The sequence below is a fragment of the Jonquetella sp. BV3C21 genome, from assembly GCF_000468895.1.
Taxonomy (GTDB): Bacteria; Synergistota; Synergistia; order Synergistales; family Dethiosulfovibrionaceae; genus Jonquetella; species Jonquetella anthropi.
In genome coordinates this window covers 44,699-68,665 of the sequence record NZ_AWWC01000028.1, presented here as the reverse complement: position 1 = coordinate 68,665, position 23,967 = coordinate 44,699, and the positions used below count along the sequence as shown (strand labels likewise).

Below are 23,967 nucleotides of genomic sequence, written 5' to 3'. Positions count from 1 at the left end.
GACACCTCCATGGGATCAAAATCCCTGTAAGTGATAAAGAGTTCTCGTCAGCTAGCAGTGGCGAAGCGAAAGAGGTCCTTTATTCCTGAGCCGGCGCTTTCGCGCGTTTTTTCCGACGCAGGAAAATCAGGACGATCAGGGCAATTGCAGCCGCAAGCAGCCCGCCGCCCAGAAGCGGACGATACGCGAGCCACGCGATCGCGATGATGATGAAGGACCACGCAAGCCCAAGAAGGAAAGCGACGAGCCCAGTTCCAGCTCCTACGAGGTCGCCCAAAAACGGCAGCACGTCAGCAACGACCGACAGCGGGCGAAGCAGCATGCCTAAACCGGAGCAGACGAGGACGATTCCGAGGACCCGGAGAATCCACGCCATGGTTTTATTGGCGCTGTGAGCGTCGGCAAAAAGCGTTTCCTGAGCGACGGTTCCGTTTTCGAGGCGGTGAAATTTATACCCGTTGGACGCGGTGTACACGTCAAACGTATCGCCGACCAACTTGGCAACAAACGACACATCGCACGGAAGAACCTGCTTATACGTGATGCGGACGTCGCCCACTGACGGTGCGTTCGGCTTGAGCCCTATATAAACTACATTCGCGCGCGGATGAACGTACTGACGGGCAAGTGCCAACTCTGCGCTGACCTCAGGCTGCGCTGGAGCCGGCTGAGCGGCAGCTGCCTGGGCACCGGCTTCTGGTGCGGGCTGCGACGTCGGTTCAGGCTGGGCTGGCTGGGCGGCAGATTCGGCGCTCGTCTGCGGGACTAAAACGGGCTGAGGCGCCGGAGATGCCTCAAGCTGAGAGGATTCCACCTGGGCCGGTTGGGCAGGCTGGGCCGGCTGCTGTGTCGGTTGGGCCGGCTGAGTCTCTGGGGTAACGTTGAGAAGCTCTGCAAGGGCCGCCAGCTGTTCGTCGGTCGGCGCGGCATTCAACGGGGTGCTTCCGCTGACTTCTGAGACGAGGAACGTGGGGAAGCGGTAGGCCCCCAAATGAGCGTTCGGCGCGTACCAGTTTTCGTCTTCAACTGTCAGCAGCGTGGTGTTCTCGTGTCCGTCAGGATACTTGAAATTCGACGAGTCGACGGGGGAAGATCCCCACCCTTTGTTGTAACTGTACGTCGTCACAGTTTCCTCGCCGCCGCCAACTTTCTTTTTCTTCTCTGTGCGGGTCGACTCCTGCCACTGGTAGAACTCAACCTGACGGTTGACGGACAGGGCGACGCCTTTGGCGCCGAACGCGTCGTCACCGATAGAGTCCTCGGTGGTGAGCCGGCCGGTACCGTAGACGACTTTGCCGTTCAAGTCAGCAGCGACAGTTCCCGTGTCGCCGAGAGGAACGGTAACGCTCTTGGCTTCGTTGATAGAGTCTCCGGTTTTAACGGTCCGTCCCTCATTCCAGTAAAGCAGCGCTGTCGCGGCGACGAACAAGACAATACCGACAACGATGCCTTTAAAGGAATTCCCAAAACGGCTTCCCCAACCTGTAGTCGTCGTTTCTGTGTACTGATCCATTTGCACGTCCTCCTTATCCTGTCAGTCAAATATCGGTAAAAAATATCGGAACCCGCATTACCGTCGGTACATGATTGAAGCGTGGCCTGTTGTAGAGCTCTTGTCCCCGCCCAACTCACCTGAATTGGTCCGGCCGATGAGAGCTGAACGATGAAGGTTCAGCCGGTCAAGCATTTTCAAGAAAAGCCAAGTTCCTTTGGGGCAGTCGTCTTTGATCTGTCCGAAAAGGCGAAAGTCCTGGGCCAACAAGGCCGCAACGGTAAGATCGTCCTCGGCGTTGCTCGTGGCGACATCTTTATAGTGCGAGAGGTCGCTGCTCAGGATGATGAGACCGTTTTTCGCAAAGAGAGGGGAAAGCTTGACGGCGGCGACAAGCAGCACGGCAAGAGGCGTTTTGCTGCTCACGATCATCGTCGTCAGCGGGACGTCGGGCCAAAGGACGGAAATTCGTTTGGCGTGAACCGTCACGCCGTGATCGCGTCGGGTCAAGGGATCGTCGAACTGGATGCCCGATTCTTGGAGCAGCTCCCGCGTTTTTGGATCGTTCCCACCGAGTACTATTTTCCCGACAGCCCGGTGAAAATGATCCGGGCTGATGACAAAAATCCTGTCCGGCTTCATCCCGCTTTTGACGATTAGGTCGTAGGTTTGGTCAATAAGCGGAGAAACTTCGTGGTGCGGCATTAAAAACGCTGCCGGCTCTGCGGCGCAGGGAGAACTCCAGATGGAGAAAAACGCTGCCAGAAGGAAAATTGTCCTGCGAATGACTGGGATCACAATAGTCTCCGGAAGGCCTGAGTTAGTTGCCCCAAGACGACATGTCGAAAGCCCCGTCGGAGCTCGCCCCCTTGTCGGCGTCGCTTTTTTCCTCTGGGGTGCCAGAACCGTCGGCTGAGAAGTCGAACGCGTTGTCGCCCCCCTGCGAGTTATGTTTTTGGGCCGGTTTCCCCTTGCCTGTTGAGGAATTGGTGCTCGACGTCTGGTCGTAAACATCCCCGTCGAGGAATTCATCGCCCTTTTGAGTGGACTGGGGGAATCGGACGTCAGAATAAATGGCGCAACAGTTGGAGACAAACCAGTACCCGTTGTAATTGCGAAGGATCAGCGGACGGAGCGAGTCTGCGCCGGAGCTTCGGATCGACACTCGCTTGGCTCCTACATAAGCGGGATCATCTTTTACCTCAACGATGTTGAGAGTGTAGTTTTCCGGGTTCATCGCGTAATTGTTTTTCGGCGACGTCCCTTTCGCGTAGCTGCGGAAGATATACGGCCGGTCGTACAGCCTTTCCGCGAAGTAGCTGTAAGTGGCCCGTTTTTCCCAGCCCGGCTTTTCTCTCAGACACAGGGCGACCATGTTGGACGCTTCTTCGTTCAGGTCTTCCTCTAGGTAGGCGTAAACCGCGTCAAAGAACATTCGTGCGGCGCCCTCAGGAGTCTTCGCTACCCTTTTGTACTCGTCCCGGAAGGTTTGAAAATTCCTTGGCAGACGCGCCTGAGCTCCGCCGGCTAAGCACGCGAACAGAAGGAATACTGCGGCGCCACAGAAAAATTTTTTCATCAGATGTGCCTCCTTCATAAGAATAACGTCGTTGATTCGACGGAAAAACACCGAGTTAATGGGGTGGAACGGCCGGAACTTTTAAAGGCATTTCCGCCTGTTCAAGGCTTCCGGGGCGCAGGCTTTCTGCTGACTGAACTTCGCCGTGGCGCTTGACCGGGTCGGCCGGAGGCGTAAGTCGGCAGGCGGCCCATAAAAGAGCGCCAGCGGCGAGGATTGCCAGAAAAATGAGTGATCGTCTTGTCATAGCGAGGGCTCCGAATGAGTGCTGGAAACCTTCGGGAGAGAGGCGTCCATTCGGCCCATAAAATCGGGCAGATCGCGCCGGCCGGAAATGCCGAGTTTCCGATAAAGGTTTCTCAGGTGGTATTTCAGCGTGTTCTGGGTGATGAACAGCTGCCGGCAGATATCATCGTCTTTTAAAGAGTTGAGGAGCATCAGACAGATTCGGTTTTCCTGTGGCGTCAAGGCGAACGGGGCGAGGATCATTTGGGTTCTCACCTCCCTTTGGCCGCGCAGTACGTCGTCCTCTTCCGCCTGGGACAACTGGGACTCTGCTGATGGAGTGCCGCGAGTTGGCAGGAGAATATAAAGGCCGAAGAAAGAAGCCAGAATGAGAGAGAGAAGGGCCACCTGTTCGCTGGAACTGCTCACGAGCCAGCCGGCTAAGAACCGAAGGACCTCCGCTGCCAGAGAGCCTGTGAACATCGTGGCGACCGCAATGCTCGCCCAATAGCGGCACAGGCGCGGAGACGTGGCCTTCTTGCTGGTGAGGATCAAAAACGTCAGCTCGAACAACGCCGTCCCGACGAGAACTGCCCCGTCTCCAATCCGGGGAAGAGCGCTTTGGAGGACGATACCGCTCGCGCAGAGGACGATGACGGCGTATAAAAGCCGAACCGGGGAAAGAACTTTCTCGTCGGAAAACGTCACGCTCGCTTGGACGAACAAAACGACGCTGTAGAGCGCGGACCAAAGCCACGAGGGGAAAAAGGCGTCCTGTTCAACGGTAAATCCCCCGGCGCATTGAACGGTCAGGCAGAACGCGAACAGATAAAGGGCACTGGAACACGGCGGCGGCGTTCCTTTTGAGGGCGCGCAGAATTCAGGTTCAGGGCTCAGCGCCGACAGCGCGGCAAGCGGCAGGCACTGGACGGCGATGATTCGAAGCGGCCCCGCTGGGACGTACGACCGAACCAGAGCCGCAAGCCCGAGCGAGCAAAGAGAAGCGACAGCGTAGCAGAGAGCCATCGATCCCAGCTCCAAGCGGAACATGCGGGTGAAGCACAGGCAACAGATATACGCCGCGCCCGCCGCAGCTAAGGCAAGAAAGGTGACGTACAGCGTGCTGGCCGCTCCAAATGAAAGACTTGACGGGAGCATAAAAAGCCACGGCAGCAGCCGCTGAATGGACTTGCCGGCGTTGAGTTCCGGCAGGTGGTATGCTAGAAGGGAGCTGAAGCACAAAAGCGTCACAAAAGAGAGCCGAAGCACCAGGCTGCTTCCCACGCTGGTGGGTATCAGGGCGTCCGGAGCCAAAGAGAGCCACGCGTTTATTGCTGTAAGGGCGCAAATCAGGCGCCCAGAGCCGGCGATCATAGGCAGCATAGCAATTCCTCCTTTCAGATTGGCGTTCGTCGTTCGTCGTCAGTATCAGTCTGGCCTGACGAAATAACAACTACCCCAATCATTTTCTACGGGTGGGATTTGCCAGCAGGAAAAAAGGAAGGGCGCACGGCAGAAAAGCGTTAAACGATTCTAACTAGAACGTATTTTTACCATATTATAATAGAGCAAAGGTACTGGCGTTGTCCAGCATGTCAGGCTTTGCGGACGCCGCGTTAAGCGGACCGGCGGTCCCGCAGACGCGCATGCCGGTGAGAAAAAATAGCAGGAAAAAACGCTGAAACGGAGAGGTCTCGATGACGCAAAATTTTGGCCTGGAACGGCTTTGCCGGGTGTCTCTGGAAAACTTGAACTCCTTGGCCGGATCTTGGTCAGTGAATTTTGAGGAGCTAGCTTACAGCGGAGGACTCTTCGCGATCTTGGGGCCGACCGGCGCAGGAAAAAGCTCGCTGCTTGACGCAATTTGCCTTGGGCTTTACGGCGCGACGCCGCGCCTCGGGGCGATAACGCAGGGAACCAACGAGCTGATGACGCACGGCGCCGGCAGCTGTAAAGCGTCAGTGACCTTCTGCGCCGCCGGTGAAACTTGGCAGGCCGTTTGGTCTCAGCACCGTTCAGGGAATCATCCCAGCGGCGCCCTGCAGCCCCAGAGGCATCGGCTGGGCAGGGTCAAAAGGGAAAACGGCGTCGATACCGTAGAGCTCGTGGCAGAAAAAATAAACGACGTCCGCGCGAAAATCACCGAGCTGCTTGGCATGGATTTTGTTCAGTTCACTCGGTCGGTCCTCATCCCACAGGGAAAATGGGCGTCGTTCCTATCCGCTCCGCCGTCAGAGCGCGCCGCGCTGCTGGAAAAGCTCACAGGCGCTGAAAAGTACAGCAAAATATCCGAACGGGTTTCTGAAAGCTGGAAAATAGACGAAACCTTATTCGCCGCCAAAAACGCCGAGCTTGACGCCCTCAACGTCCCGTCGTGCGAGGACGCTCAGTCCCTGCTGGCTGAGGTGGAAGAGCTCCGCAGCCGTCGGAAAATATCCTCAGAGGAGCTTCAAAAGGTCGAGAAAAAGCGGGAAAACGCGGCGCTCTGGGCCGCGTACGAGCGGGACTCGGCGGCATTGGAGGCCGACAGAAAAAAGTTTGAGTCAGATCTGAGCGCGTTTGCCGCCGACCAGCTTCGTCTCGAGCGGCACGAGGCGGCGGAGCCGCTTTTTCTGGCCCAGAAGGAACTCGAAAAAAAGCGTGACGCCGTTCTCAGTTTAAAAAACGAGCTGGCGGCCCGAGAAAAAGAGCTGAAAGAAGCTCGGCTGTCTTTAGACGAAAAGCGCGCCGCATATTCAGCCCAAGAGGCCGAACGGCAGAGGGCCCTTGACGAACTGCGGGAAGAGCGGCGGCAGACCAGAGAAGCCCTTTCTGAGCTGGAGGATCGATCAGCTCTTGAGGGGACGCTCTTTCAACTGAGCCAACTGGAGCTGGAAGAAAAAGAGCTCTCAGAGGCAGAAAAGACGGCCGCTCAAAAAATAGCCGGGACGAACGACGAGATAAAAGAAGCGGCGACGGAAGACGAGAGGGTTAGAGCTGCGTTGGCCCAAGCAGAAAAAGGCCTTGAGGCATCGTGCCTGTCCAAACTGAGGTCGTCGCTTGTTGAAGGTCTTCCCTGTCCGCTATGCGGGGCGCTTCATCATCAGCCTATTGCGGGTCAGCCCCAAGACGTCCAAGCGGGCGAGGAACCGGTCCTTTCCGCCAGAAACGCCGTCTTGAAGGCCGGCCGTCGGCTTGCCAGGCTGGAAGAGCGGCTCAAGACGCTTGAGAACGAGCTGGGGACTATTCACCGCCGTCAGGCCGATTGGTCGGAACGTCGACGGAAGTTCGGCGAGCCGGATCTTCTCATTTCCGCTCTGAGTCGGCGCGTTGAAGCTGTGATCTCCCAGCACGACGCGCTGACCGAAAAAATGGAGAAATTGTCGGCCAAAATTGACGAGCTTCAGTCTGGAACGAACGACGCCCCCAAAAGCGATATGAGGTCCATGGAAGAACGGACAAACCGCTTGGAAGGTCTCATCGAAGGGATAAAAAAGACCATCGCCGAGACGGATCGAACAGCAGAAGAAGCCCTTCGGGAGAGAGACGCCGAAAAAAACAAGCTCGAAAGACGCGGTCTGCCGACTTCGCTGAGCGAACTTCGGCTTTCGGACGGCGAGGCGGCGGCGCTGAAAGAAACTGCCGGAGAACTGAGCCGTCGGGCTGCGTCTTTTGAAGGCCGAAGCGGCGAGGTGAAAAAGCGGGCAGAGGGGCTTCCTTCACGTCCCGCCGAGGACGCCGAGGCTTTAGCGGCAGAGTGCGAAACGCTGCGGGAGAAAATGGGCGCGTTGGACCGTGAACTGGGGCAGATGGAAGAGCGGATGAACGCCGAAAAAAGACTGTCCGAAAAACGAGGGCTGCTCCAAAAAGAGGTTCAGGAAATGAAAGGACAGCTTGAACTTCTGAGAGAGCTGTACGGCTTGGTCGGATCGGCGACAAAGTTCCGCAAGTTCGTTCAGACCCTGACGTTTCACTTTTTGCTCCGTCAGGCGAACGTCCATCTGGACGAATTGTCTGGGCGGTACGCCCTCGTGCCGGACAAAAATGAGCCGATGGACTTTGCCGTCATGGATCGGTGGCAGGGCGGAACCGTCCGATCGGCGCGGAGCCTTTCCGGCGGGGAAAGCTTTCTGGTCAGCCTTTCGCTGGCGCTGGCTCTCGGCAGACGCCGATCAGGGGGCGTTCTCTTCCTCGATGAAGGGTTCGGCAACTTGGACGAGGAAAGTCTCGACGGCGTCCTAACAGCGTTGGAAGCCCTCAAAGGGGCCGGCGGTCTGGTGGGCGTGATCTCGCACGTCAGCGCCCTCAAAGACCGAATCAGCTGCCGAATACAGGTCAGCCGAAGTTCAGGGTGGAGCAGCGTCCTGAGCGGACCGGGCGTCATCTCGGAAAAGGTTCATCCTTGACACGCGCCGAATATTTGTATATAGATGATGTGATATCGGGACTGAAGGTGCGGTCCAAACACTTTGATTAGGAGGAAAGACGATGGTCGCGTTGTGGGTTATCTTAGGAATTGTTGTTCTAGTGATCCTTTGGGTCATTCTGCTTTTCAACGGGCTTGTGAGAAAACGCAACGTTGCCGATGAGGCGTGGAGCGGCATTTCTGTTCAGCTCAAGCGCCGTCATGATTTGATCCCTAACCTTGTGGCGACGGCGAAGGGACTGTCAGAGCACGAAAAGACACTGATGGAAAGCGTCACGGCGGCCCGCGCGGCGAAGACCGTCGCGGAAGTCAACAAGGCGGAAGCCGGGCTGAGCGCTGCGCTTCGCGGTTTCGTCGCCACCGTGGAGGCTTACCCGCAGATTAAAGCGGACCAGGGATTCATGAACGTGATGAGCAGCCTGTCCGAACTGGAAAACGACATTCAAATGTCGCGGCGTTACTACAACGGGGCGGCCCGGGACTTCAACACATCGATTCAGGTGTTCCCAGCTAATCTGTTTGCCGGCATGTTGGGCTTTTCCAAGTACGATTTCTTTGAGTTGGAAAACCCGGAAGAAGCCAAGAATCCTCAGGTGCAGTTCTAACGGAGCAGTGATTCGGCGGCGCGGCATATTGCTGTCGCCGCCTTCTCTGTTCTCGTGATGGTTGCGTATTGCCGACGGTTGGAGACCGGAGACCAATCACGCCCTGTGAGTGTGGGGCGGAAAAGCTGAGTTCTTCTCGTGACAAAAAAGCTGCGAGTTGATTCGCGAGGCAAGGGGAGGTATGAGAGGCAGTGAAGTTGACGTTGCGAAAAATACTTTCGGTCTTCGTGGTCCTTTGCACCGTCGCCGTCGGGGCGAGTGCCGCGGTTCGGATATCCGATTACGACGCCACGGTGAGGCCGCAGAAAGACGGCTGGACCGAGATCTCCGAAAGACTGACTGTGACAGCCGACGCCGAAACCGAATGGGCGTTGGAACGAACTATATCCCGAAATCGACGGGACGGCTTAGCCAGCGTTCCAAGCGACTTGGCCCTCGCGTCGGTAACGTGCGGTGAGAACCTCCAAAAGGCCAAGCTGACATCGGTCGGAGAAGGCTCTTGGCGTATCAGCACGCCGCCGGTGAAATTCGGCGACGAAAAAAAACAGGTGTGGACGCTTCGTTATCGAGTTGCCGGGGCGGTCTTCCCTCACGATGGGGCGGAGCGGCTCAGCTGGAACGTGACAAGCAACAAGTGGAGCGTGCCGATTGACCGAGTTTCTGCGACGGTCATCATGCCCGACGAGCAGGTTCACCTGTTGGGGTTTGCCGCTGCGACGGGCAACGCCAAGGAAAGGGGAAAGGACTTTCGCTCCGAGCAGGATGGGGACAGGTCGGTAAAGTTTCAAACGCTGAGCGGTTTGCCGGCCGGCGACGCTCTGGCGTTGTCCGTCGACATGACACCATGTGTCTTTGCCCGCGCCGGCGGAGCGGAAGAAACTGGCCCGTCTGCCGCCGAGCTGGCTTCTCATACCGCGCAGGAAGCTCAGAAACCGGCCATGAAGGTCATTCAGCCGGCAGTGGCAACACAATCAACAAATCCGGCACAACATGCACAGCCAACGCAGCCGGCAAAACAGGTCTTTTCAAACAGCCGGGATCGGATCATGGATTATGACGTGACGGTTCAGGTTGATCGTGATGGGATTTCTCAGGTCACGGAAAAGATCAAGGTCTGGGTCAGCGGCTTAGACCAGATCAAGCGGGGAATTGACCGCGTTATTCCGACTCTGCGGCTCGCGCCTGACCATACCGAGTTTTCTTCTGACCTGAAAATGAAGTCCATATCGCTGGATGGTCAGCCTGTGCCTTGGAAAAGCAAGGATGGAAAAGACGAAGTGGTCCTGTATCGGGTCGGAGACCCGGACAAATACCTTTCCCGCGGCGAGCATACCTTCAAGTTTGTCTATCTGGTCAAGCGTCAGGTCGTCAGCTTCAAAGGCTACGATGAGCTGTACTGGAACGCCACAGGGAACTATTGGAAATTCCCCATCGAAAAGGCGAGAGCCCGGCTGGCGCTTCCGCAGGGTGCGATTATTGAAGCGGCGGATTATTGGACCGGCGCGACCAAATCGAAAGAAAAGAACGCCTCAAGTCAAAAGGTTGACGACCGGACGTGGACGTTCGAGACGACGCGCCCGTTGGACGTCCAAGAGGGCCTGACGGTTGCCGTGAAGTTTAACCAAGGCGTCGTAATCAACAAAGAAACGGTCTTCGTGCGGTTTGGGCTGAACAACATGATGATCCTGACGGGGATTATTTCTGCCTTTTTGGCCTTGCTCGCGTGGTTTATTTTTGGCAGGGACCCTCGGCCGGGAGTCATCATTCCGCTGTTCCACGCGCCGGAGGGCGTTTCGGCGGCGGTCGCAGAACGTTTGTTTTGCGGGCGCATGGAGGGGCATATCGTCGGCACAGCCATTCTGTCCCTAGCCACGAAAGGTCAGATCACGATTGAGGGAAACAAAAAGGACGGGTACGTTCTGAACGAGGCCGGAGAAGATGTCAAAAAGAAGTATCAAAACCGGCCTTTGACAGGAGACGAAAAGGACTTCCTAGCCAAGCTCGATTTGCCGGTGACCCTCAGGAAAAACACATCGGACTCATCCGTAATTTACGGCGCGTACCAAGAGCTGGCTCTCGACACGGAGGTTGCACTTTCTGACTGTGCTGAAGACAACATGTTGATCCGCATAGGATTGGTCCTGCTGACATTTGTGCTTGTCGGAGTGGGATGCTGGCTTGCAAGTCCAGGCGGAACCGAATGGATTTTGGCGGTATTCATGTACGCCTTTGGCTGCGTTTTTATTAGCGGAGTCGCGTGTGGGATACGGAGAAGCTGTCAGATACCCGGCGGCTGGCTCAGAAGGCTACTGAAGGGCGGTTTTCGCCTGCTCTTCATCAGCCTTTTCATTGGAGTTGTCCTCAGCGGACTTTTTGGGTATATCGCCGACGTGCCCGAAGCTCTCAGGCCGGGGATGACCGTGCTCGCCGTCATGCCGTATATCATCGTCTGGGCGGTGGGATTTTTAGGCCGGTTAACCCCTGAGGGCAGGCAGCTGAAAGACCAGCTGTTGGGACTGAAAAAGTACATTTGTTTGGCTGAGAAAGAGCGGATGAAGCTCATAGACCCACCGGACAAGACGCCGGAGCACTTTGAAGAGCTTCTGCCGTACGCTCTGGCTCTTGGCGTCGAACACCAGTGGGCCGAGAGCTTTGCGGAGATCTTTAAAAAGCTGCAGGCTGAAAATCAGTGGACGCCCTCGTGGTATGAAGGAGAAGGCTTGGCGTTTGCTGCCTCGAGCTTCTGTTCCGACATTTCTTCGAGCATGAGCGACGTCATCTCTTCAGAAGTGGCCCGCGAGATGAGAGCGGCGGCGGCGTCAGGCAGCGGCGGCGGCTTCGGCGGTGGCGGCTGCGGCGGTGGCGGCTGCAGCGGCGGCGGTGGCGGCGGTGGCGGCGGTGGCGGTTGGTAAAGAACCGTCGGCCGGCGTCCGTTAACTGATGTGACGAGCGGCGAAAAAGCCGAAGGCTCCTTCGCCGCGTTTCCATTCTTTGCGGGAGGTTCCGCCGTTGAAAATTCTCCACACGTCGGACTGGCATTTAGGAAAACGCCTGTTCGGGCACAACCTTCGGGAAGCGAGTGAGAGCTTTTGCTCTTGGCTCGTCGGCCTGCTTGAAGCCGAACGGGTCGACGCGCTGTTGGTGAGCGGCGACGTGTTCGATTCCTCCACGCCGCCGCTGTGGGCGCAGCGCTGCTATTTTGACGTCCTGTTGAAGGCCCGGGAACTCTGCCGGGCCGTAGTTGTCACGTCAGGGAACCATGACTCAGCGGAGTTTTTGGAGATAACAGGGATCCCGCTTCGGGAGCTTGGCATCTTCGTTTTCGGGCGACCCGCCGAAGACCTGACGGAGCAGGTTGTCATGGTTCAAAACGCTTCCAGCGAGCCGGTTGGGCTCGTGGCGGCTCAGCCATTTCTCCATGAGTCGGACCTTCACCGCGGCTCATCGCTGGAAGACATTGAGGCTCTCCGAGAAGAGACGTACCGCTGCGCGCAGTCCCGCTTCGCCGAACTGTACGCCGCTTCCCGCGCGCTGAACCCCGAGCGGCTTCCTGTGGTGTGCATGGCTCATCTGTTCGCCGTGGGAGCAAAAGTCGGCGAGGGAGACGGCATGCGGGATTTGGCTATCGGCGGGCTTGACGCGTTCGACTGCCGGGCGCTGGCGGGCTTCGACTACGTGGCGCTCGGTCACGTTCATCGGGCGCAGAACGTGGTCGGAGAGGCGGTTCGCTACTCCGGTTCGCCTCTGGCGCTCGGCTTCGGCGACGCCGGAGCAGTGAAGACTCTCTCTATTGTGGACGTCAGCGCTGGGGAAACGCCGATCGTTCGCGAAATTCCTGTCCCGCCGTTTGTGAAACTCGCCCGATTGAGCGGCTCTTTTGCGGAGATCTTAGAACGCCTAGCCGAGCTGACGGCAAAGGGAGAGCCGGTTTGGGTAGAGCTGACGCTCAGCGAGCCTTCTCGGGGCAGGGACTTGTGGAGCGAGTTCCAGCAGACGGCTCAGGACAGTCCGGTTGAGATACTGTGCGTTCACGTTCCTGACGATCCGGCCGCCACGTTGGCCTCTTGTCCTCAGCAGCTGGAAGAGATGTCTCCGACGGAGGTGTTCCGTAAGCTGATGGAAGAAACCGGCGTCGAATCGGCCCGGCGGGAATCGCTGGAGACGTTGTTCAACCGTTTTGTCCAAGAGCTGGACGCCGGGTCCGAAAAATGACCGTCGGTTCATTGTGTTTCGCCGTCTGTTGTGGTACCATTCACGTGACGAGGTGTAGGCGTAACGGTGGAGAGTGGGGTGTCCCACTCTTCGTTTTTTGTGAGAGGGGTTGATGAGATGGGTTCGTCGTTCCCGGCCCTCCGGGGAGAGCTGACTGCTCTGCTGAAGCCGGTCGTTGTGGAACTCGGCTACAGGTGGGAAGGCCTTCAGCTGGAAGAAATTGGTTCGATGACAGTTCGCGTTTTCATCGACGGGCCGAACGGCGTGACGGCGGACGACTGTGAAGTTGTCTCAAAGGCCATCGACCCGCTGTTGGAAGGAGCTATGGCGGACAGCAATCGATATTATCTGGAAGTGAGCTCCCCCGGATTGGAGCGGTTCCTTTTCGAGCTGGACGACTACCGCCGGTTTATCGGCGAAACCGCTCGGATTCGTTTCCACGGCGAAGGTTCTCACATCAAGCGCCTGACTGGAGTTGTCGAAGCTGTGGACGAAGAAGGGCGCGTCACAATTCATACGGAAGAAGAAACTGCTGCGATTCCGTTCGAGGATATCGTTGAAGGATCGCTTGTCTATAAACCTCAGAAGGGCGAAAAGAAAACGTTCAAGCGAAGCGCTGGCAAGGGAGGTTCCCGCTAAAATGGAATTGGGATTGGACTGCATCAGGGCTCTGAAGAGCCTTGCCGAAGAGAGCAATCTGTCGGAAGACGTCATCGTAGCAAGCTTGGAAGCGGCGCTTGGCGCGGCGTATCGAAAGTACCGGGAGGGCACGACCGAGCCGGAAGTGCACCTCAACCGAGAGACCGGCGAAGTCGAAATTTACGACGTTCGCCGGACGACGGAGAACCCAGTCGCCGGAACCAGCGAGATCACTCAAGCGGAAGCGGCTCAAATGGGATATTCGGACGTTCAGCCCGGCGATTTGGTCCGCGTGCCGGTGTACGTCCACCCGGAGAAGTTCGGCCGCATTGCCGCTCAAACGGCCCGTCAGGTGATTATTCAGCGGCTGAAGGACGCGGAGCGGGAAGTCGTGTTCAACGAGTTCTCCGAGAAGATCGGCGACTTAGTGCTCGGCGAAGTGATCCGCTCGGAAAACGATCAGGTGCTCATTCACATCGGCGAGCGGAGCGAGGCGCTTTTACAGAGGGAAGAGCGGATCCCTAACGAAAAGTACGATATCGGCATGAGGCTCAGGTTTTTCCTGCTGGACGTCCGCCAGACGACCCGAGGGCCGCGAATCGTCCTGTCCCGCACGCACCCGGGGCTCCTTCGCCGGCTGATGGAGCTGGAAATTCCTGAAATAGCCGACGGAACGGTGGAAATCAAGGGCATCGTCCGGGAAGCCGGCGCGCGGGCAAAAGTCGCCGTGGCGACGACAGATCCGTCGGTCGATCCTTTGGGCGCCTGCGTCGGCGCTTCTGGCGCGAGAATCCGTTCCATCAGCAGCGAACTTTGCGAGGAGAAAATTGACATCGTCCTGTGGGACGAAGACCCATTGACATACGTCAAGAACTCCCTTTCTCCGGCGACGCCGGTTAAAATTGAGCTGGTTCCCGACGCGGAAAGGTCAGTCCGGGTATTTGTCAAACCCGACCAGCTGTCACTGGCCATCGGTAAGACCGGGCAGAACGTTCGGCTGGCGGCCCGGCTCACCGGATGGAAGCTGGATATTCAATCGTCCGAGAAGTTGGACGAGCCCGCCGGGCAGACTCGGTGAAGCAGACGATTAACCCCCGCAGCTGCGTCGCCTGCCGAAAAACGGACCAGCCGGAAAACATGATTCGGGTTGTCCGCGCTCCCGATGGGAGCGTCTGGATCGACCGGGACGGCAAAGGACAGGGCCGGGGCGCCTACGTCTGCAAAGACGAGCGCTGTATCGTCCTGACCTGTAAGAAAAAGTTGCTCGACAAAGCGCTTCGCTGTTCGGTCCCAGCTGACGTTTACGTCTCTCTAGCGGCCGAAGCCGGGACGAAAACGGCGGGCGCAGGTCGGACGGAGGACCTGCTTTCCCTGTTCGGCTTGGCGCGAAGCGGCGGAAACCTGACGATCGGTCAGGATAAAATTATTGAAGAACTCAAATCGGGCAAACGTCTCGCCGTCTTTACGGCCAGCGACGCGTCCGCCCGGTTTATTGAAAGCCTCAGAGACCGATGCCGGATCGTTCCGGTTTCAGCGGATCGGGAACGGCTGGGGAAAGCTCTGGGACTGCAAAGCTGTCAGGCGGTGGCTCTGGAAGAAGATTCGGGTTTTGCTCGGAAGGCGGGAGACTTCCTGCCGGAGGAAGGAGATGTGCATATCGAACATGCGAGTATATGAACTGTCCCGTCAGATGGGCATATCAACAAAAGAACTGTTGGCGCTGTTGGCGTCGTTGGGTATTGAGGTGAAAAATCAGCTGGGCTCGTTGGACGAGGCGACGGCTGAAAGGGTTATCGCCGCGTATGAGTCTTCTAAGCTCAAAGCGGAGGAAAAAGCGGAAAAGGCCGGAGAAAAGAAATCGGAAAAACACAAGGCAGAAATTTCTCAGAAACAGGCTCCGGCCGAGGAAGCAAAGCCGGCGGCTCAAAAGCCGGCCGCTGAACCGAAGCCGGCTCAGCCGGCCCCTCAGCCGACTGAAAAGCCCAAAAAGGAATCCACGCCTGTTCGGGACGTGTTTGTTGAAAAGGGCAGCACGATTGAAGACGTGGCTGCCGCTTTAGGCGTCTCTGCCGGCGAGGCGGTCAAGCGCCTGATCTCTGAAGGGCTCATGCTCCCGGCCGATCGGCCCGCTGACGACGAAGTCCTTCTGGTGCTCGGAGAGGCGTTCGGCGTGAACTTGGACTGGGCGAAGCCCAAGGAAGAAGAGAAGAAGACCACCAGCATGCGGCCGACGCTCAAAGGCGACAAGCAGGTCGAGCGGTCGCCGATCGTCACCGTGATGGGGCACGTTGACCACGGCAAGACGTCCACGCTGGATGCCATCCGGAAGACCCGGGTCACCGAGCGGGAGGCTGGCGGCATTACCCAGCATATCGGGGCGTCGCACGTCACCCACAACGGAAAGACCATCGTCTTTTTGGACACGCCGGGACACGCGGCCTTCACGTCCATGCGGGCCCGGGGCGCTCAGGTGACCGACATCGCCGTTCTGGTCGTGGCGGCCGACGACGGCGTCATGCCCCAGACCGTCGAAGCGATCAACCACGCGAAAGCGGCCGGCGTGCCGATCATCGTGGCTATCAACAAGATGGACAAGCCGAGCGCCAACCCGGATCAGGTGAAGCAGCAGCTGGGCGGCTACGGCCTTGTGGCGGAGGACTGGGGCGGCGACACGCCGATGGTTCAGATTTCCGCCAAGTCCGGCAAGAACATCGACGAACTGCTAGAGATGATCCTTCTCGTCGCCGAAATGGAAGAGCTCAAGGCGGATCCGACCGTCAGCCCTGAAGGCGTGGTTATCGAGTCTCGGCTCGACCGCGGCAAAGGGGCTATGGCATCGGTGATCGTCCAGCAGGGAACCCTGCACCAAGGCGACGTGATCGTCATGGAATCGTGCTGGGGCAAGGTCCGCGCCATGTTCAACGACGCGGGCAAGTCGGTTCGCTCGGCCGGTCCCTCCACGGCCGTTGAGGTGCTGGGCATGAGCGCGGTGCCTCAGCCGGGAGAGAAGTTCTACCGCGTCGAGTCCGAGAAAAAGGTCCGGGACATCTTCTCAGCTCAGGAAGAGCAGCGGAGAAACGTTCAGAACGAGCCGGTCAAGCGCATGACCCTCGAAGACCTGTACAGCCAGATGGGCGAAGGCGAAAAGCCTGTCCTGTCGATAGTGCTCAAGTGCGACGTGCAGGGGACGACCGAAGCCATCGTCGGGGCGCTGGAAAAACTTTCGACCAACGAAGTTTCTGTGGCGCTGGTTCATACCGGCGTCGGGCGGATTTCCGAGTCGGACGTCATGCTGGCGTCGGCTTCAAATGCCGTCATCATCGGATTTAACGTCAGACCTGACACCAACGTCGAAAAAGTGGCCGAGCGGGAAAACGTGCAGATACGACTTTATCAGGTCATTTACGACATCATGGACGACGTGAAAGCCGCCATGGAAGGTCTACTGAAGCCGAAGATCACCGAGAACCGGCTCGGCGAGGCCGAGATCAGAGCCGATTTCCGCGTGCCCAAGGTCGGCCGGGTGGCCGGCTGCATGGTGACCGACGGGACAATCAAAAAGAACGCCAGCGTTCGGCTCATCCGCGATGGCGTCGTCGTCTGGACCGGGGCGATCGCGTCGCTGCGGCGGGTCAAAGACGAGGCGTCAGAGGTCAAGGCAGGATTTGAGTGCGGCATGACCTTTACGAACTTCCAAGACTTCCACGTGAACGACGTCGTGGAGTGCTACGAAGTTCTTGAGGAAAAACGCACGCTCTAGCGAACGGTGCTAAAAGGAGCGTACCGGGAAAGGAAACGAAAATGAGCGGCTTTCGCATGGACCGGATAAACAGTCAGCTGATGAGAGAAATATCGCGGATTTTGATGAGCGACGTTAAGGACGAAGTGGCCTCTCAGGCGATCGTCACGTCAGTCGAATGTTCCAAGGACCTGAAGTACGCCAAGGTGTATTACACGGCTCTGACCGCTCGCCGCAAAAGTCTGGCAGAGGCGCTCGAAAAAGTCGCCGGCTTTGTCCGAAAGACGCTGGGAAGTCGGCTGCGCTATCGGACGGTTCCGCTCCTTACGTTCGTCTTTGACGAGACCGAGGAGAAAGCCCGCCAGATGGATACTTTGCTCGATCAGGTTGTCACAGATCTGCCGCCGGAACCTGAGGCGGAAGCGCCTGACGGTTCGAATGGCGAGGGGAAATGACCCTCCGCCGGATCGTCGATGCCTTGGCCGGCTCGGGACATTGGCGTTTAGTGTCTCACTTTAACCCCGACGGTGACACGCTGGGGTGCTGCAGCGCGCTCTTTTCGGTCGGTCTTGCCCTCGGCAAGACCGTCGAATGGTGCGGCCAAAGCGCCGTGCCAGCCAGGTACGCTTTCTTGCCTCACGCGTCGGAGTACCATCAGGCAAACCGTTTGCCCGACGACGGCGCGCTGAACGTTTTTATTGACGTGAGCTGTGCCGACAGAGGCCTTCCCGGGCGAGTTGACGTGAACGTCGACCACCATCCGGACAACGGGAACTTCGCCGGGCTGAATTGGGTTGACCCGACGGCGTCTGCCGCGGCTGAACTGGTCTGGCAGATCGTGAAAGAACTCATTCACCCCGTCCCGCAGGAGGCCGCTCAGGCTCTCTTAACAGCGCTTGTGACGGACACGGGGAACTTCCGATTTTCCAGCGTGACGGCCAGAACGCTATCGGTCGGCTCCGAACTGATCGCTTCAGGCGCCCAGCCCGGGTGGGTCGATCTGCAGCTGAACGGACAGGACAGGCTGGAAAAACTTCACCTCTGGGGCCGATGCATGAGCCGGGCTGAAACGCTTGGAAACCACTGCGTCTTAAGCTGGCTTGACGCCCGCGATTTTGCCGAGACGGGCGCCAGTGAGGACGAGACTGACGAGCTGGTCAATCAGCTGACCCGGCTCAAGAACGCCGACCTCGTCGTCTTGGCCTACGAGCAGCGGGACACCGTTCGGTGCAGCGTCAGAAGTCGGGGCGATTGGTCGGCCAGAGAGTTTGCCGGCCGATGGGGCGGCGGTGGACATCACAACGCAGCCGGCTGCCGGCTGCCCCTGCCCTTTGACGGCGCACTGCAAAAATTGAAGGAGGCTTTGGACGATGCTGAACGGAGTGCTGGTCGTCCGTAAGCCTTTGGGACTGCGAAGCACCGACTGCCTGCGTCACCTGTCCCGCGTCCTCGGCCGCCAACAGAAAATCGGCCATGCTGGGACGCTCGACTCAACAGCCAGCGGCGCGCTGATCGTCATGCTCGGTCGGGCAACCCGGCTGAGCAATTTTGTCATGGACCTGCCGAAGCGATACGTCGCTTCGGTCCAATTTGGCTGGGAGACCGACACGGACGACCGGGAAGGCCGGCCGTTAGGCCCTGAGACCGTCCCGTTTCTGGACGATGAAAAGCTGAGCTGCGCCCTGCTGTCGCTCCTTGGCACCAGACTTCAGGTTCCCCCGGCGGTATCGGCGGTCAAAGTTGCCGGCGAACGGTCCCATCGGCTCGCCCGCGGAGGCTACCAAGTCGAAAACGCTCCCCGTCCTGTCACCGTCACGTCAATTCGCGTTATCGGCTCGTTGGAGAAAAGCTGCCGAGTTCTTGACGTGCGGTGTCATCGGGGCACCTACGTGCGAAGCTTGGCGCGCGATTTGGGGCGCGTTACCGGGTGGAAGGCGCACCTAAACGGATTGGAGCGGGTTTCTGTGGGAAACTTTTGTGCGGAGGGCGGGTTGCCGCCGGACGAATTTTCCCCTCAAACCGTGCAAAGGGCGCTTCACCCTGTGACGGCGGTCGCCCGCCATTACGCGAGAGTGTGCGTTTCCCAAGACGTGGAACGCCGGCTGCTTTGCGGGCTACCCCAGCGGCTTGATTTTTTGCCCAAAATTAAATTCGGTCCAGTCACAGGGCCTGTGGCAGTCATCGGGCCGAGTTGGCTGTCCCTGTGCCGAAACGAGCGGCGAGACGGCATGCCTATGTTGTCCCCGTTAGCCAACGTGCCGCTGGCGAAGGTCGTCGAATGATCGGCGTCATTGGAGCCTTCGACGGGTATCATCGCGGACATCAGGCCCTTTTTGCCGCCGCGTCGAAGATGAGCCAGCAGCTTGAGAAACCGTGGCGCGTCGTCACCTTCCAGCCGAGGCCTCGAACCGTGCTGGCCGGAGCCGAAACGGTCTTGTTTACCGACGCGGAAATGACCAAGCTAGACCGGTGGTTCGGCCTTCTGGAGCCGGTCAAGCTTTCGTTTGACGAGCGGCTTCGCTCGCTGCCGCCGGAAGCGTTTTTGGAAGAACTTCTGCGGTCGGTTCACCTTGACGGGGTTGTGGTGGGGCAGGATTTTCGGTTCGGCTACCGCCGCAGCGGCGGTGAAGCCGAGCTGTCTCGGTGGTGCAGCGCTCACCGGGTTTGGCTTGACATTGTGCCGTCGGTTCAGGATCCCGAAGGGCAGACCGTCAGCAGCACCCGCCTGCGGAAGATCGTCGCCTCAGGCGACGTGACCGGAGCCCGACGGCTGCTTGGGTATGGGTGGTTCGCGTCCGGGACCGTCGAAAACGGCCAAGGCCGAGGGAAAACGCTCGGCTTCCCGACGGCGAACATGAGCCTGCCGGGAACGAAGCTCAGACCGGCTGACGGCGTTTACGCCGGCGCGGCGTTGGTTGACGGGCACGCCTACGCGGCTGCCATCTCGGTGGGAATAAACCCCACCTTTGGGGACGTGACGGAGCGGCGAGTCGAGGCGTTTCTGCTGGACATGGAAGGGGACCTGTACCGACGGCCGGTTGACCTGTTTTTCCTCCAACGCCTTCGCCCGATGATTCGGTTTCAAAACTCCGACGAGCTGTCGCTTCAAATTGGCCGCGACGCCGATCGATCCAGAGAACTCTTCGCGCGGCTGTGGCCGGCGCTTCCTGTGCCTGTTGCGGCTTGTTAAAACACGTGATATGATGAGCGCCGCGCGGCCCCGTAGCTCAGCGGATAGAGCGGCTGCCTCCTAAGCAGCAGGTCGAGGGTTCGAGTCCCGCCGGGGTCGCCATTTGGGCTTTTTTTCGGCATGTTTTGCCATCAATCGGAATATGAATAAAATAGCGTGCTAACCTTGAAAACATCTGGGTTGGCACGCTATAATTTTATCGGGGTTAATCGGAATCAAACGGTCTTTACCGGTGCAAAACCGGGACTTAAACCGGGACTGTGTTTTTCGGGTTGAAGATGTTCCCGTTTACAGTCCCGGTTTTTCTTTCAACCCCTTGCTATTGCCGGTATTTCATTTGGGACTTTTTGCAAAAGGAGCCGTCACCTATGCTGACAAAATTAATGATTGATCGATCAAGCGGATGCAATAATAAAAATAAGATCTTTTTACTGAAAATAAGGTCTTAGTTTATAAGGCCCGCCTCATGGAAGGGAAGAGGCTCTTGACGCTGCTTTTCACCTTTGTCTTATAATGAATACAAACGGAGGAGGAGAGCTGAATTGATGTCGAGTATTACAATCCGTGTAACCGAAAGCGAAAAGGCCGTCCTTGAGAGCTTTGCGGCCGAGCGGCGGCTCACCGTGTCGCAGCTGTTGCGCCAGAGCACTTTGGATCGGATTGAAGACGAGTATGGTCTCGCCGTTTACCAAGAATATCTTGCCCTGAAGGACAAAGAATATATTCCCTTTGATGAAGCCGTCAAAGAATGGTACTGAAGAAAGGCTGCAGGGGAGTAAGCTTTTCAATGGGAGGTCAAACGCTTGCCAGTTAAAGCGAAGTGCCTTATTGAAAACTTATTCGCCGGAGACTCTAGGGCTGCGAAAATCCAAGAGCTTTGGGACGCGGGCGCTGTATCCAGAGAGGTCATTCTTTTCGAAAATAGACACATCTTTGTCCCCCCTCCCCGTTGGCAATGCTAGCCCCTTTAAAAATGTATCTCATATCATCTTCATCGAAATCATATCGCTTCACGGGAATCATATAGGGTGAGCAGGCGTTGTAATTGATATCATGGCTGGAGCCGTTTAGTTAAAGTCAAGGCCATGTTCTTCAAGGAGTTTTATAATTTCTTTTCTCGGATTCGTCCATAACGCCCTGTCGCGTGTTCTGCCGCGGATGAATAAGGACACGCGGCCGCAGCTGAAACGCTGGGCGCAGTAAAATAAAAATAAGGGGGTAATCCGAATGTCTTTAATTGACCGCTGGCTGGAGGACTCAAAGCATCCTTTTTTCTAGTTTAATGACCCCAAAACAGGTGAGCAGAAAATTTTAGACGGCCATAAGATAATTAATCTCACACCCGATGACCCACGCTGGGAGCCTATTGACGAAGATATTTATTACGCTCACCACCCAGAAGCGAAAAAGCTTAAGAAGAATCCCCAAAATAAATAACCAACCAAACTGACGCGAAGCATATGGCCCTCCTGCGCTCTGCGCGAAGTATCGGCTGGCCGCGTATGAGTGGGCTAACGCCGCTGTGCGGCTGTCGGGGGGACAGGGAACCAGAGGAAATAGAAGGAGCGGGCTGGCATTTGCCAGCCCGCTCCTTTGTGCCTGCTAAAAATTATTTGCGGAAGGCGAGGAACCAGTCGCCGGACTCCTGGCGCTCGTCGGCCAGTTTGTAGCCGCTGTGGGTGGCAAAGCGAATCACGTTGCCGCGGGCGGTCTCGTTGTCAACGATGACCTGAAACTCCGCCGGCGCGGAGACGACGGCACGGCGGGTGAGGACGACCGGTTCAGGGCAGGAAAGACCTCTGGCGTCGATAGTCATTATTGCTTCCCTCCTTCAATGCGGAGCTGACGGCGCATAGCGAAGCCCACGATGAGGCAGAACAGAAGACCGATGCCGAACGCATAGGGCGCGTGAGCGCCAATGCCGGCGCCGCTGGAAGCCAGACCGAAGTTGTGGCTCGCGGCCGCGCCGAAGACCATGCCAATGACGAACGCGGCGGCGTCGCCGTCGCCCTCGCCGGCCATGATGAGCTGCCGGCCCGGGCACCCGCCGGCCAGTGTGAAGGCCAGACCGGCCAACACCATGCCGAGGAAGTTCCACACGCCGTCAGTGTGGGCGATGGGCTGTCCGGAAAATCCGGGCTTGAACATGCCCAAGTACATGTTGGTACCCATGGCGACGACGATCAGGGTCACCAGCCCCCAGAATAGGTGAGGATCCCGCGCGATGACGAGGTCACGAATGGCTCCGATGGTGCAGAACCGGCTCTTCTGGCAGAGGAAACCAACGACAAGAGCCACAATCAGAGAGTAAACTATAGGCGCGTGCATGGAGCCGGGGCCCTTTTCGGAGAAGAAGATCGGGCCGGCCCCCTCAGGGCCGAACTTGGGCGCAATAAGGAGAAGCGCCAGCAGACCGAGGGCGACGACCGGCAGGACGAACCCGCCGATTTTCGCTTCCTGAGGCGCTGGGTAGGAACGGCCGAGGCTGAACCCGCCGTTCAGGCACTGGATACCGACCAGAATGCCGACCACTAAGCCGGCTATGCCGACGATCGCGTTCCAGTCGCCGCCGGCCAAGCGAAGCATAGCGCGCCACGGGCAGCCGAGGAAGATCAGGGCGCCGATCATGGCGAAGAACCCTAAGAAGAACCGAACAACAGGCGACGAACCGGCGCGGGGTTTGAACTCTCCGGCGGCCAGAGCGGCAACCAACGCGCCCAGAATCAGCCCGATGACCTCAGGTCGAATGTACTGAACAACCGCGGCGCGGTGGAAGCCCAGAGCGCCAGCGATATCCCGTTCAAAGCAGGCGATGCAGAACCCCATGTTGCCCGGGTTGCCCCAAAGAACCAGCAGAGGAGCGAGGATACCGATTGCCAGACCTGTTATAATTGGGCCGGCCCACGACGACAGAAACGACGGTTTCTCATTCATTCTAACGACCTCCAATTAAGTATAAAAACATTTCATCAATATTATAAGTTGCATTCTGTTCCCGTCAAGAGCGGCGGACTCTGTTGAGACGGAAAGGGAGATGGAAATTGCGGTGCATTGCGACGTTCGACGTGACGAGTATGGCGCTGATGTTTGAAAAAGCGTGCCGCGCCGAGGGGCTGTCAGTCCGAGTTATTCCAGTGCCGCGGCAGATTTCAGCCAGCTGTGGGCTGGCGTGCAGTTGGCCCTGCGATAAAGAGTCGGACGTGAAGGACGTCTGCTCCCGCTACCAGATCGACGTGGCGGGCTGGCACGAGCTGGAGGACTAAGGGGCGATGCTGAACCGGCGAACGATTGAGGACATGTGCAAAGCCGCTGAGGCCGGCTCTTCGGCCGAGTCCGCTTGGGCGGCTCAAATCTGTCGGCAGCTGCTTGACCTGCAGGTCGGCGAAACCGTCAAGGTTTCGTTCGAGCCCGGCGAGGAGTTCCTGATCACCTGCTGTCAAGAGGGTTATGAGCTCGAATGACGAAGAAGCGTCAGGACTGTTCTCAGGCCGGAGCTGAAGACCTTTCATTAGGAGCGGCCTTCGGCCAACTTTTCCCGGACGGCGAGCAGGTCAGTTCGGCCGAGGACATATCTTTTGAGCCGGAGTCTCCGACGGGACAGGGGGAGACGCTGAACCTTGCGGGGCGGCGTATCCGTCTGGGGATTCAGCGAGTTGGTCGGGCCGGCAAAACGGTGACTGTCGTTTGTGGTCTGCCTGACGGCGACGCCGGGCAGAAAGCGGCGAAGCTGCTGAAAAAACAGCTGGGGTGCGGCGCGTCGTTCCAAGACGGCGAGCTGATTCTGCAGGGAGACCAAAGGGAGCGACTCCGGGCCGAACTGAAGGCGCTGGGGGCTTCAGACGTGAAGTGACGCGGCGGCACCTACCTTTTGGGGCGTCAGA

At 58.0% G+C, this 23,967-nt stretch carries 22 protein-coding genes and 1 tRNA gene; 17 read left to right on the top strand and 6 right to left on the bottom strand.

Annotated elements, in window-relative coordinates; all coding sequences use genetic code 11:
- Nucleotides 1-79: 79 nt before the first annotated feature.
- From HMPREF1249_RS07370 to HMPREF1249_RS07355, 4 genes are all read right to left on the bottom strand, one after another.
- Nucleotides 80-1,513 carry a TMEM43 family protein gene (locus tag HMPREF1249_RS07370; protein ID WP_008520561.1) on the bottom strand — a complete coding sequence of 478 codons (1,434 nt, stop codon included), beginning with the start codon at nucleotides 1,511-1,513 and terminating at the stop codon, nucleotides 80-82.
- Nucleotides 1,514-1,570: 57 nt separating this feature from the next.
- The gene (gene amrB, locus HMPREF1249_RS07365; protein WP_008522688.1) at nucleotides 1,571-2,290 is read right to left on the bottom strand and encodes an AmmeMemoRadiSam system protein B; all 720 of its coding nucleotides are present in this window, start codon (nucleotides 2,288-2,290) and stop codon (nucleotides 1,571-1,573) included.
- 22 nt (nucleotides 2,291-2,312) lie between these two features.
- The gene (locus HMPREF1249_RS08040; RefSeq protein ID WP_008522689.1) at nucleotides 2,313-3,071 is read right to left on the bottom strand and encodes a DUF6935 domain-containing protein; all 759 of its coding nucleotides are present in this window, start codon (nucleotides 3,069-3,071) and stop codon (nucleotides 2,313-2,315) included.
- 243 nt (nucleotides 3,072-3,314) lie between these two features.
- Nucleotides 3,315-4,679 (bottom strand): helix-turn-helix transcriptional regulator, encoded by a 1,365-nt coding sequence (locus tag HMPREF1249_RS07355; RefSeq protein ID WP_021776068.1) that lies wholly within the window; start codon nucleotides 4,677-4,679, stop codon nucleotides 3,315-3,317.
- A 314-nt stretch (nucleotides 4,680-4,993) separates the two neighbouring features.
- Here HMPREF1249_RS07355 and HMPREF1249_RS07350 point away from each other — a divergent pair, with 314 nt between their 5' ends.
- The 14 genes from HMPREF1249_RS07350 (at nucleotide 4,994) to relB (ending at nucleotide 20,844) form a co-directional block, all read left to right on the top strand.
- Nucleotides 4,994-7,681: an AAA family ATPase gene (locus tag HMPREF1249_RS07350; protein WP_008522690.1), complete on the top strand. Its 2,688-nt coding sequence runs from the start codon at nucleotides 4,994-4,996 to the stop codon at nucleotides 7,679-7,681.
- Nucleotides 7,682-7,763: 82 nt separating this feature from the next.
- Entirely contained in the window at nucleotides 7,764-8,306 is a 543-nt protein-coding gene (locus HMPREF1249_RS07345; protein WP_008522691.1) for a LemA family protein, read from the top strand.
- Nucleotides 8,307-8,497: 191 nt separating this feature from the next.
- On the top strand, nucleotides 8,498-11,218 hold the full coding sequence (locus HMPREF1249_RS07340) for a DUF2207 domain-containing protein (RefSeq protein ID WP_008522692.1): 2,721 nt from the start codon (nucleotides 8,498-8,500) through the stop codon (nucleotides 11,216-11,218).
- A gap of 97 nt (nucleotides 11,219-11,315) precedes the next feature.
- Nucleotides 11,316-12,518 carry an exonuclease SbcCD subunit D C-terminal domain-containing protein gene (locus tag HMPREF1249_RS07335; RefSeq protein WP_008520577.1) on the top strand — a complete coding sequence of 401 codons (1,203 nt, stop codon included), beginning with the start codon at nucleotides 11,316-11,318 and terminating at the stop codon, nucleotides 12,516-12,518.
- Between the two features lie 117 nt (nucleotides 12,519-12,635).
- Nucleotides 12,636-13,157: a ribosome maturation factor RimP gene (locus HMPREF1249_RS07330; protein ID WP_008520579.1), complete on the top strand. Its 522-nt coding sequence runs from the start codon at nucleotides 12,636-12,638 to the stop codon at nucleotides 13,155-13,157.
- A 1-nt stretch (nucleotide 13,158) separates the two neighbouring features.
- Complete coding sequence (nusA, locus tag HMPREF1249_RS07325) at nucleotides 13,159-14,235, top strand: transcription termination factor NusA (RefSeq protein ID WP_008520581.1); 1,077 nt, start codon at nucleotides 13,159-13,161, stop codon at nucleotides 14,233-14,235.
- A complete protein-coding gene (rnpM, locus tag HMPREF1249_RS07320) occupies nucleotides 14,175-14,834 on the top strand; it encodes an RNase P modulator RnpM (protein WP_231286723.1) in 660 nt (219 codons plus the stop codon). The genes nusA and rnpM overlap by 61 nt, the downstream gene beginning before the upstream one ends.
- Complete coding sequence (gene infB, locus HMPREF1249_RS07315; RefSeq protein ID WP_155801287.1) at nucleotides 14,821-16,917, top strand: translation initiation factor IF-2; 2,097 nt, start codon at nucleotides 14,821-14,823, stop codon at nucleotides 16,915-16,917. The genes rnpM and infB overlap by 14 nt, the downstream gene beginning before the upstream one ends.
- A gap of 41 nt (nucleotides 16,918-16,958) precedes the next feature.
- Entirely contained in the window at nucleotides 16,959-17,351 is a 393-nt protein-coding gene (gene rbfA / locus HMPREF1249_RS07310; protein WP_021776071.1) for a 30S ribosome-binding factor RbfA, read from the top strand.
- Nucleotides 17,348-18,295: a DHH family phosphoesterase gene (locus HMPREF1249_RS07305; RefSeq protein ID WP_008520587.1), complete on the top strand. Its 948-nt coding sequence runs from the start codon at nucleotides 17,348-17,350 to the stop codon at nucleotides 18,293-18,295. The genes rbfA and HMPREF1249_RS07305 overlap by 4 nt, the downstream gene beginning before the upstream one ends.
- Nucleotides 18,267-19,178 carry a tRNA pseudouridine(55) synthase TruB gene (gene truB, locus HMPREF1249_RS07300; protein ID WP_008522694.1) on the top strand — a complete coding sequence of 304 codons (912 nt, stop codon included), beginning with the start codon at nucleotides 18,267-18,269 and terminating at the stop codon, nucleotides 19,176-19,178. The genes HMPREF1249_RS07305 and truB overlap by 29 nt, the downstream gene beginning before the upstream one ends.
- Nucleotides 19,175-20,086 carry a riboflavin biosynthesis protein RibF gene (gene ribF, locus HMPREF1249_RS07295; protein ID WP_008520589.1) on the top strand — a complete coding sequence of 304 codons (912 nt, stop codon included), beginning with the start codon at nucleotides 19,175-19,177 and terminating at the stop codon, nucleotides 20,084-20,086. Before truB ends, ribF begins: the two co-directional genes overlap by 4 nt.
- 26 nt (nucleotides 20,087-20,112) lie before the next feature.
- Nucleotides 20,113-20,188, top strand: a tRNA-Arg gene (locus tag HMPREF1249_RS07290).
- 443 nt (nucleotides 20,189-20,631) lie between these two features.
- On the top strand, nucleotides 20,632-20,844 hold the full coding sequence (relB, locus tag HMPREF1249_RS07285; RefSeq protein ID WP_008520694.1) for a type II toxin-antitoxin system RelB family antitoxin: 213 nt from the start codon (nucleotides 20,632-20,634) through the stop codon (nucleotides 20,842-20,844).
- Nucleotides 20,845-21,695: 851 nt separating this feature from the next.
- Here relB and HMPREF1249_RS07280 read toward each other — a convergent pair.
- Both HMPREF1249_RS07280 and yedE read right to left on the bottom strand, forming a co-directional pair.
- Nucleotides 21,696-21,902: a sulfurtransferase TusA family protein gene (locus HMPREF1249_RS07280; RefSeq protein WP_008520698.1), complete on the bottom strand. Its 207-nt coding sequence runs from the start codon at nucleotides 21,900-21,902 to the stop codon at nucleotides 21,696-21,698.
- The gene (gene yedE / locus HMPREF1249_RS07275) at nucleotides 21,902-23,020 is read right to left on the bottom strand and encodes a YedE family putative selenium transporter (protein WP_008522696.1); all 1,119 of its coding nucleotides are present in this window, start codon (nucleotides 23,018-23,020) and stop codon (nucleotides 21,902-21,904) included. Before yedE ends, HMPREF1249_RS07280 begins: the two co-directional genes overlap by 1 nt.
- Nucleotides 23,021-23,127: 107 nt before the next feature.
- On the opposite strand from yedE, the gene HMPREF1249_RS07270 reads away from it, so the two are divergent.
- From HMPREF1249_RS07270 to HMPREF1249_RS07260, 3 genes are read left to right on the top strand one after another with little or no spacing between them, the layout of a single operon-like run.
- Nucleotides 23,128-23,349, top strand: coding sequence for a DUF3343 domain-containing protein (locus tag HMPREF1249_RS07270; RefSeq protein WP_008522697.1), 222 nt, complete (start codon nucleotides 23,128-23,130; stop codon nucleotides 23,347-23,349).
- 6 nt (nucleotides 23,350-23,355) lie between these two features.
- The gene (locus HMPREF1249_RS07265) at nucleotides 23,356-23,547 is read left to right on the top strand and encodes a hypothetical protein (RefSeq protein ID WP_008520704.1); all 192 of its coding nucleotides are present in this window, start codon (nucleotides 23,356-23,358) and stop codon (nucleotides 23,545-23,547) included.
- A complete protein-coding gene (locus tag HMPREF1249_RS07260) occupies nucleotides 23,544-23,936 on the top strand; it encodes a translation initiation factor (RefSeq protein ID WP_008520705.1) in 393 nt (130 codons plus the stop codon). The genes HMPREF1249_RS07265 and HMPREF1249_RS07260 overlap by 4 nt, the downstream gene beginning before the upstream one ends.
- The last annotated feature ends 31 nt before the right edge of the window (nucleotides 23,937-23,967 follow it).

Coding starts and splice junctions, on each gene's coding strand:
- rbfA (WP_021776071.1), top strand. CDS start 16,959: ATGAGCGGCTTTCGCATGGACCGGATAAACAGTCAGCTGATGAGAGAA.
- yedE (WP_008522696.1), bottom strand. CDS start 23,020: ATGAATGAGAAACCGTCGTTTCTGTCGTCGTGGGCCGGCCCAATTATA.
- HMPREF1249_RS07330 (WP_008520579.1), top strand. CDS start 12,636: ATGGGTTCGTCGTTCCCGGCCCTCCGGGGAGAGCTGACTGCTCTGCTG.
- truB (WP_008522694.1), top strand. CDS start 18,267: ATGCTGAACGGAGTGCTGGTCGTCCGTAAGCCTTTGGGACTGCGAAGC.
- HMPREF1249_RS07260 (WP_008520705.1), top strand. CDS start 23,544: ATGACGAAGAAGCGTCAGGACTGTTCTCAGGCCGGAGCTGAAGACCTT.
- nusA (WP_008520581.1), top strand. CDS start 13,159: ATGGAATTGGGATTGGACTGCATCAGGGCTCTGAAGAGCCTTGCCGAA.
- HMPREF1249_RS07350 (WP_008522690.1), top strand. CDS start 4,994: ATGACGCAAAATTTTGGCCTGGAACGGCTTTGCCGGGTGTCTCTGGAA.
- HMPREF1249_RS07345 (WP_008522691.1), top strand. CDS start 7,764: ATGGTCGCGTTGTGGGTTATCTTAGGAATTGTTGTTCTAGTGATCCTT.
- HMPREF1249_RS07280 (WP_008520698.1), bottom strand. CDS start 21,902: ATGACTATCGACGCCAGAGGTCTTTCCTGCCCTGAACCGGTCGTCCTC.
- ribF (WP_008520589.1), top strand. CDS start 19,175: ATGATCGGCGTCATTGGAGCCTTCGACGGGTATCATCGCGGACATCAG.
- HMPREF1249_RS08040 (WP_008522689.1), bottom strand. CDS start 3,071: ATGAAAAAATTTTTCTGTGGCGCCGCAGTATTCCTTCTGTTCGCGTGC.
- HMPREF1249_RS07370 (WP_008520561.1), bottom strand. CDS start 1,513: ATGGATCAGTACACAGAAACGACGACTACAGGTTGGGGAAGCCGTTTT.
- relB (WP_008520694.1), top strand. CDS start 20,632: ATGTCGAGTATTACAATCCGTGTAACCGAAAGCGAAAAGGCCGTCCTT.
- HMPREF1249_RS07265 (WP_008520704.1), top strand. CDS start 23,356: ATGCTGAACCGGCGAACGATTGAGGACATGTGCAAAGCCGCTGAGGCC.
- HMPREF1249_RS07355 (WP_021776068.1), bottom strand. CDS start 4,679: ATGCTGCCTATGATCGCCGGCTCTGGGCGCCTGATTTGCGCCCTTACA.
- HMPREF1249_RS07305 (WP_008520587.1), top strand. CDS start 17,348: ATGACCCTCCGCCGGATCGTCGATGCCTTGGCCGGCTCGGGACATTGG.
- infB (WP_155801287.1), top strand. CDS start 14,821: ATGCGAGTATATGAACTGTCCCGTCAGATGGGCATATCAACAAAAGAA.
- rnpM (WP_231286723.1), top strand. CDS start 14,175: ATGGAAGCTGGATATTCAATCGTCCGAGAAGTTGGACGAGCCCGCCGG.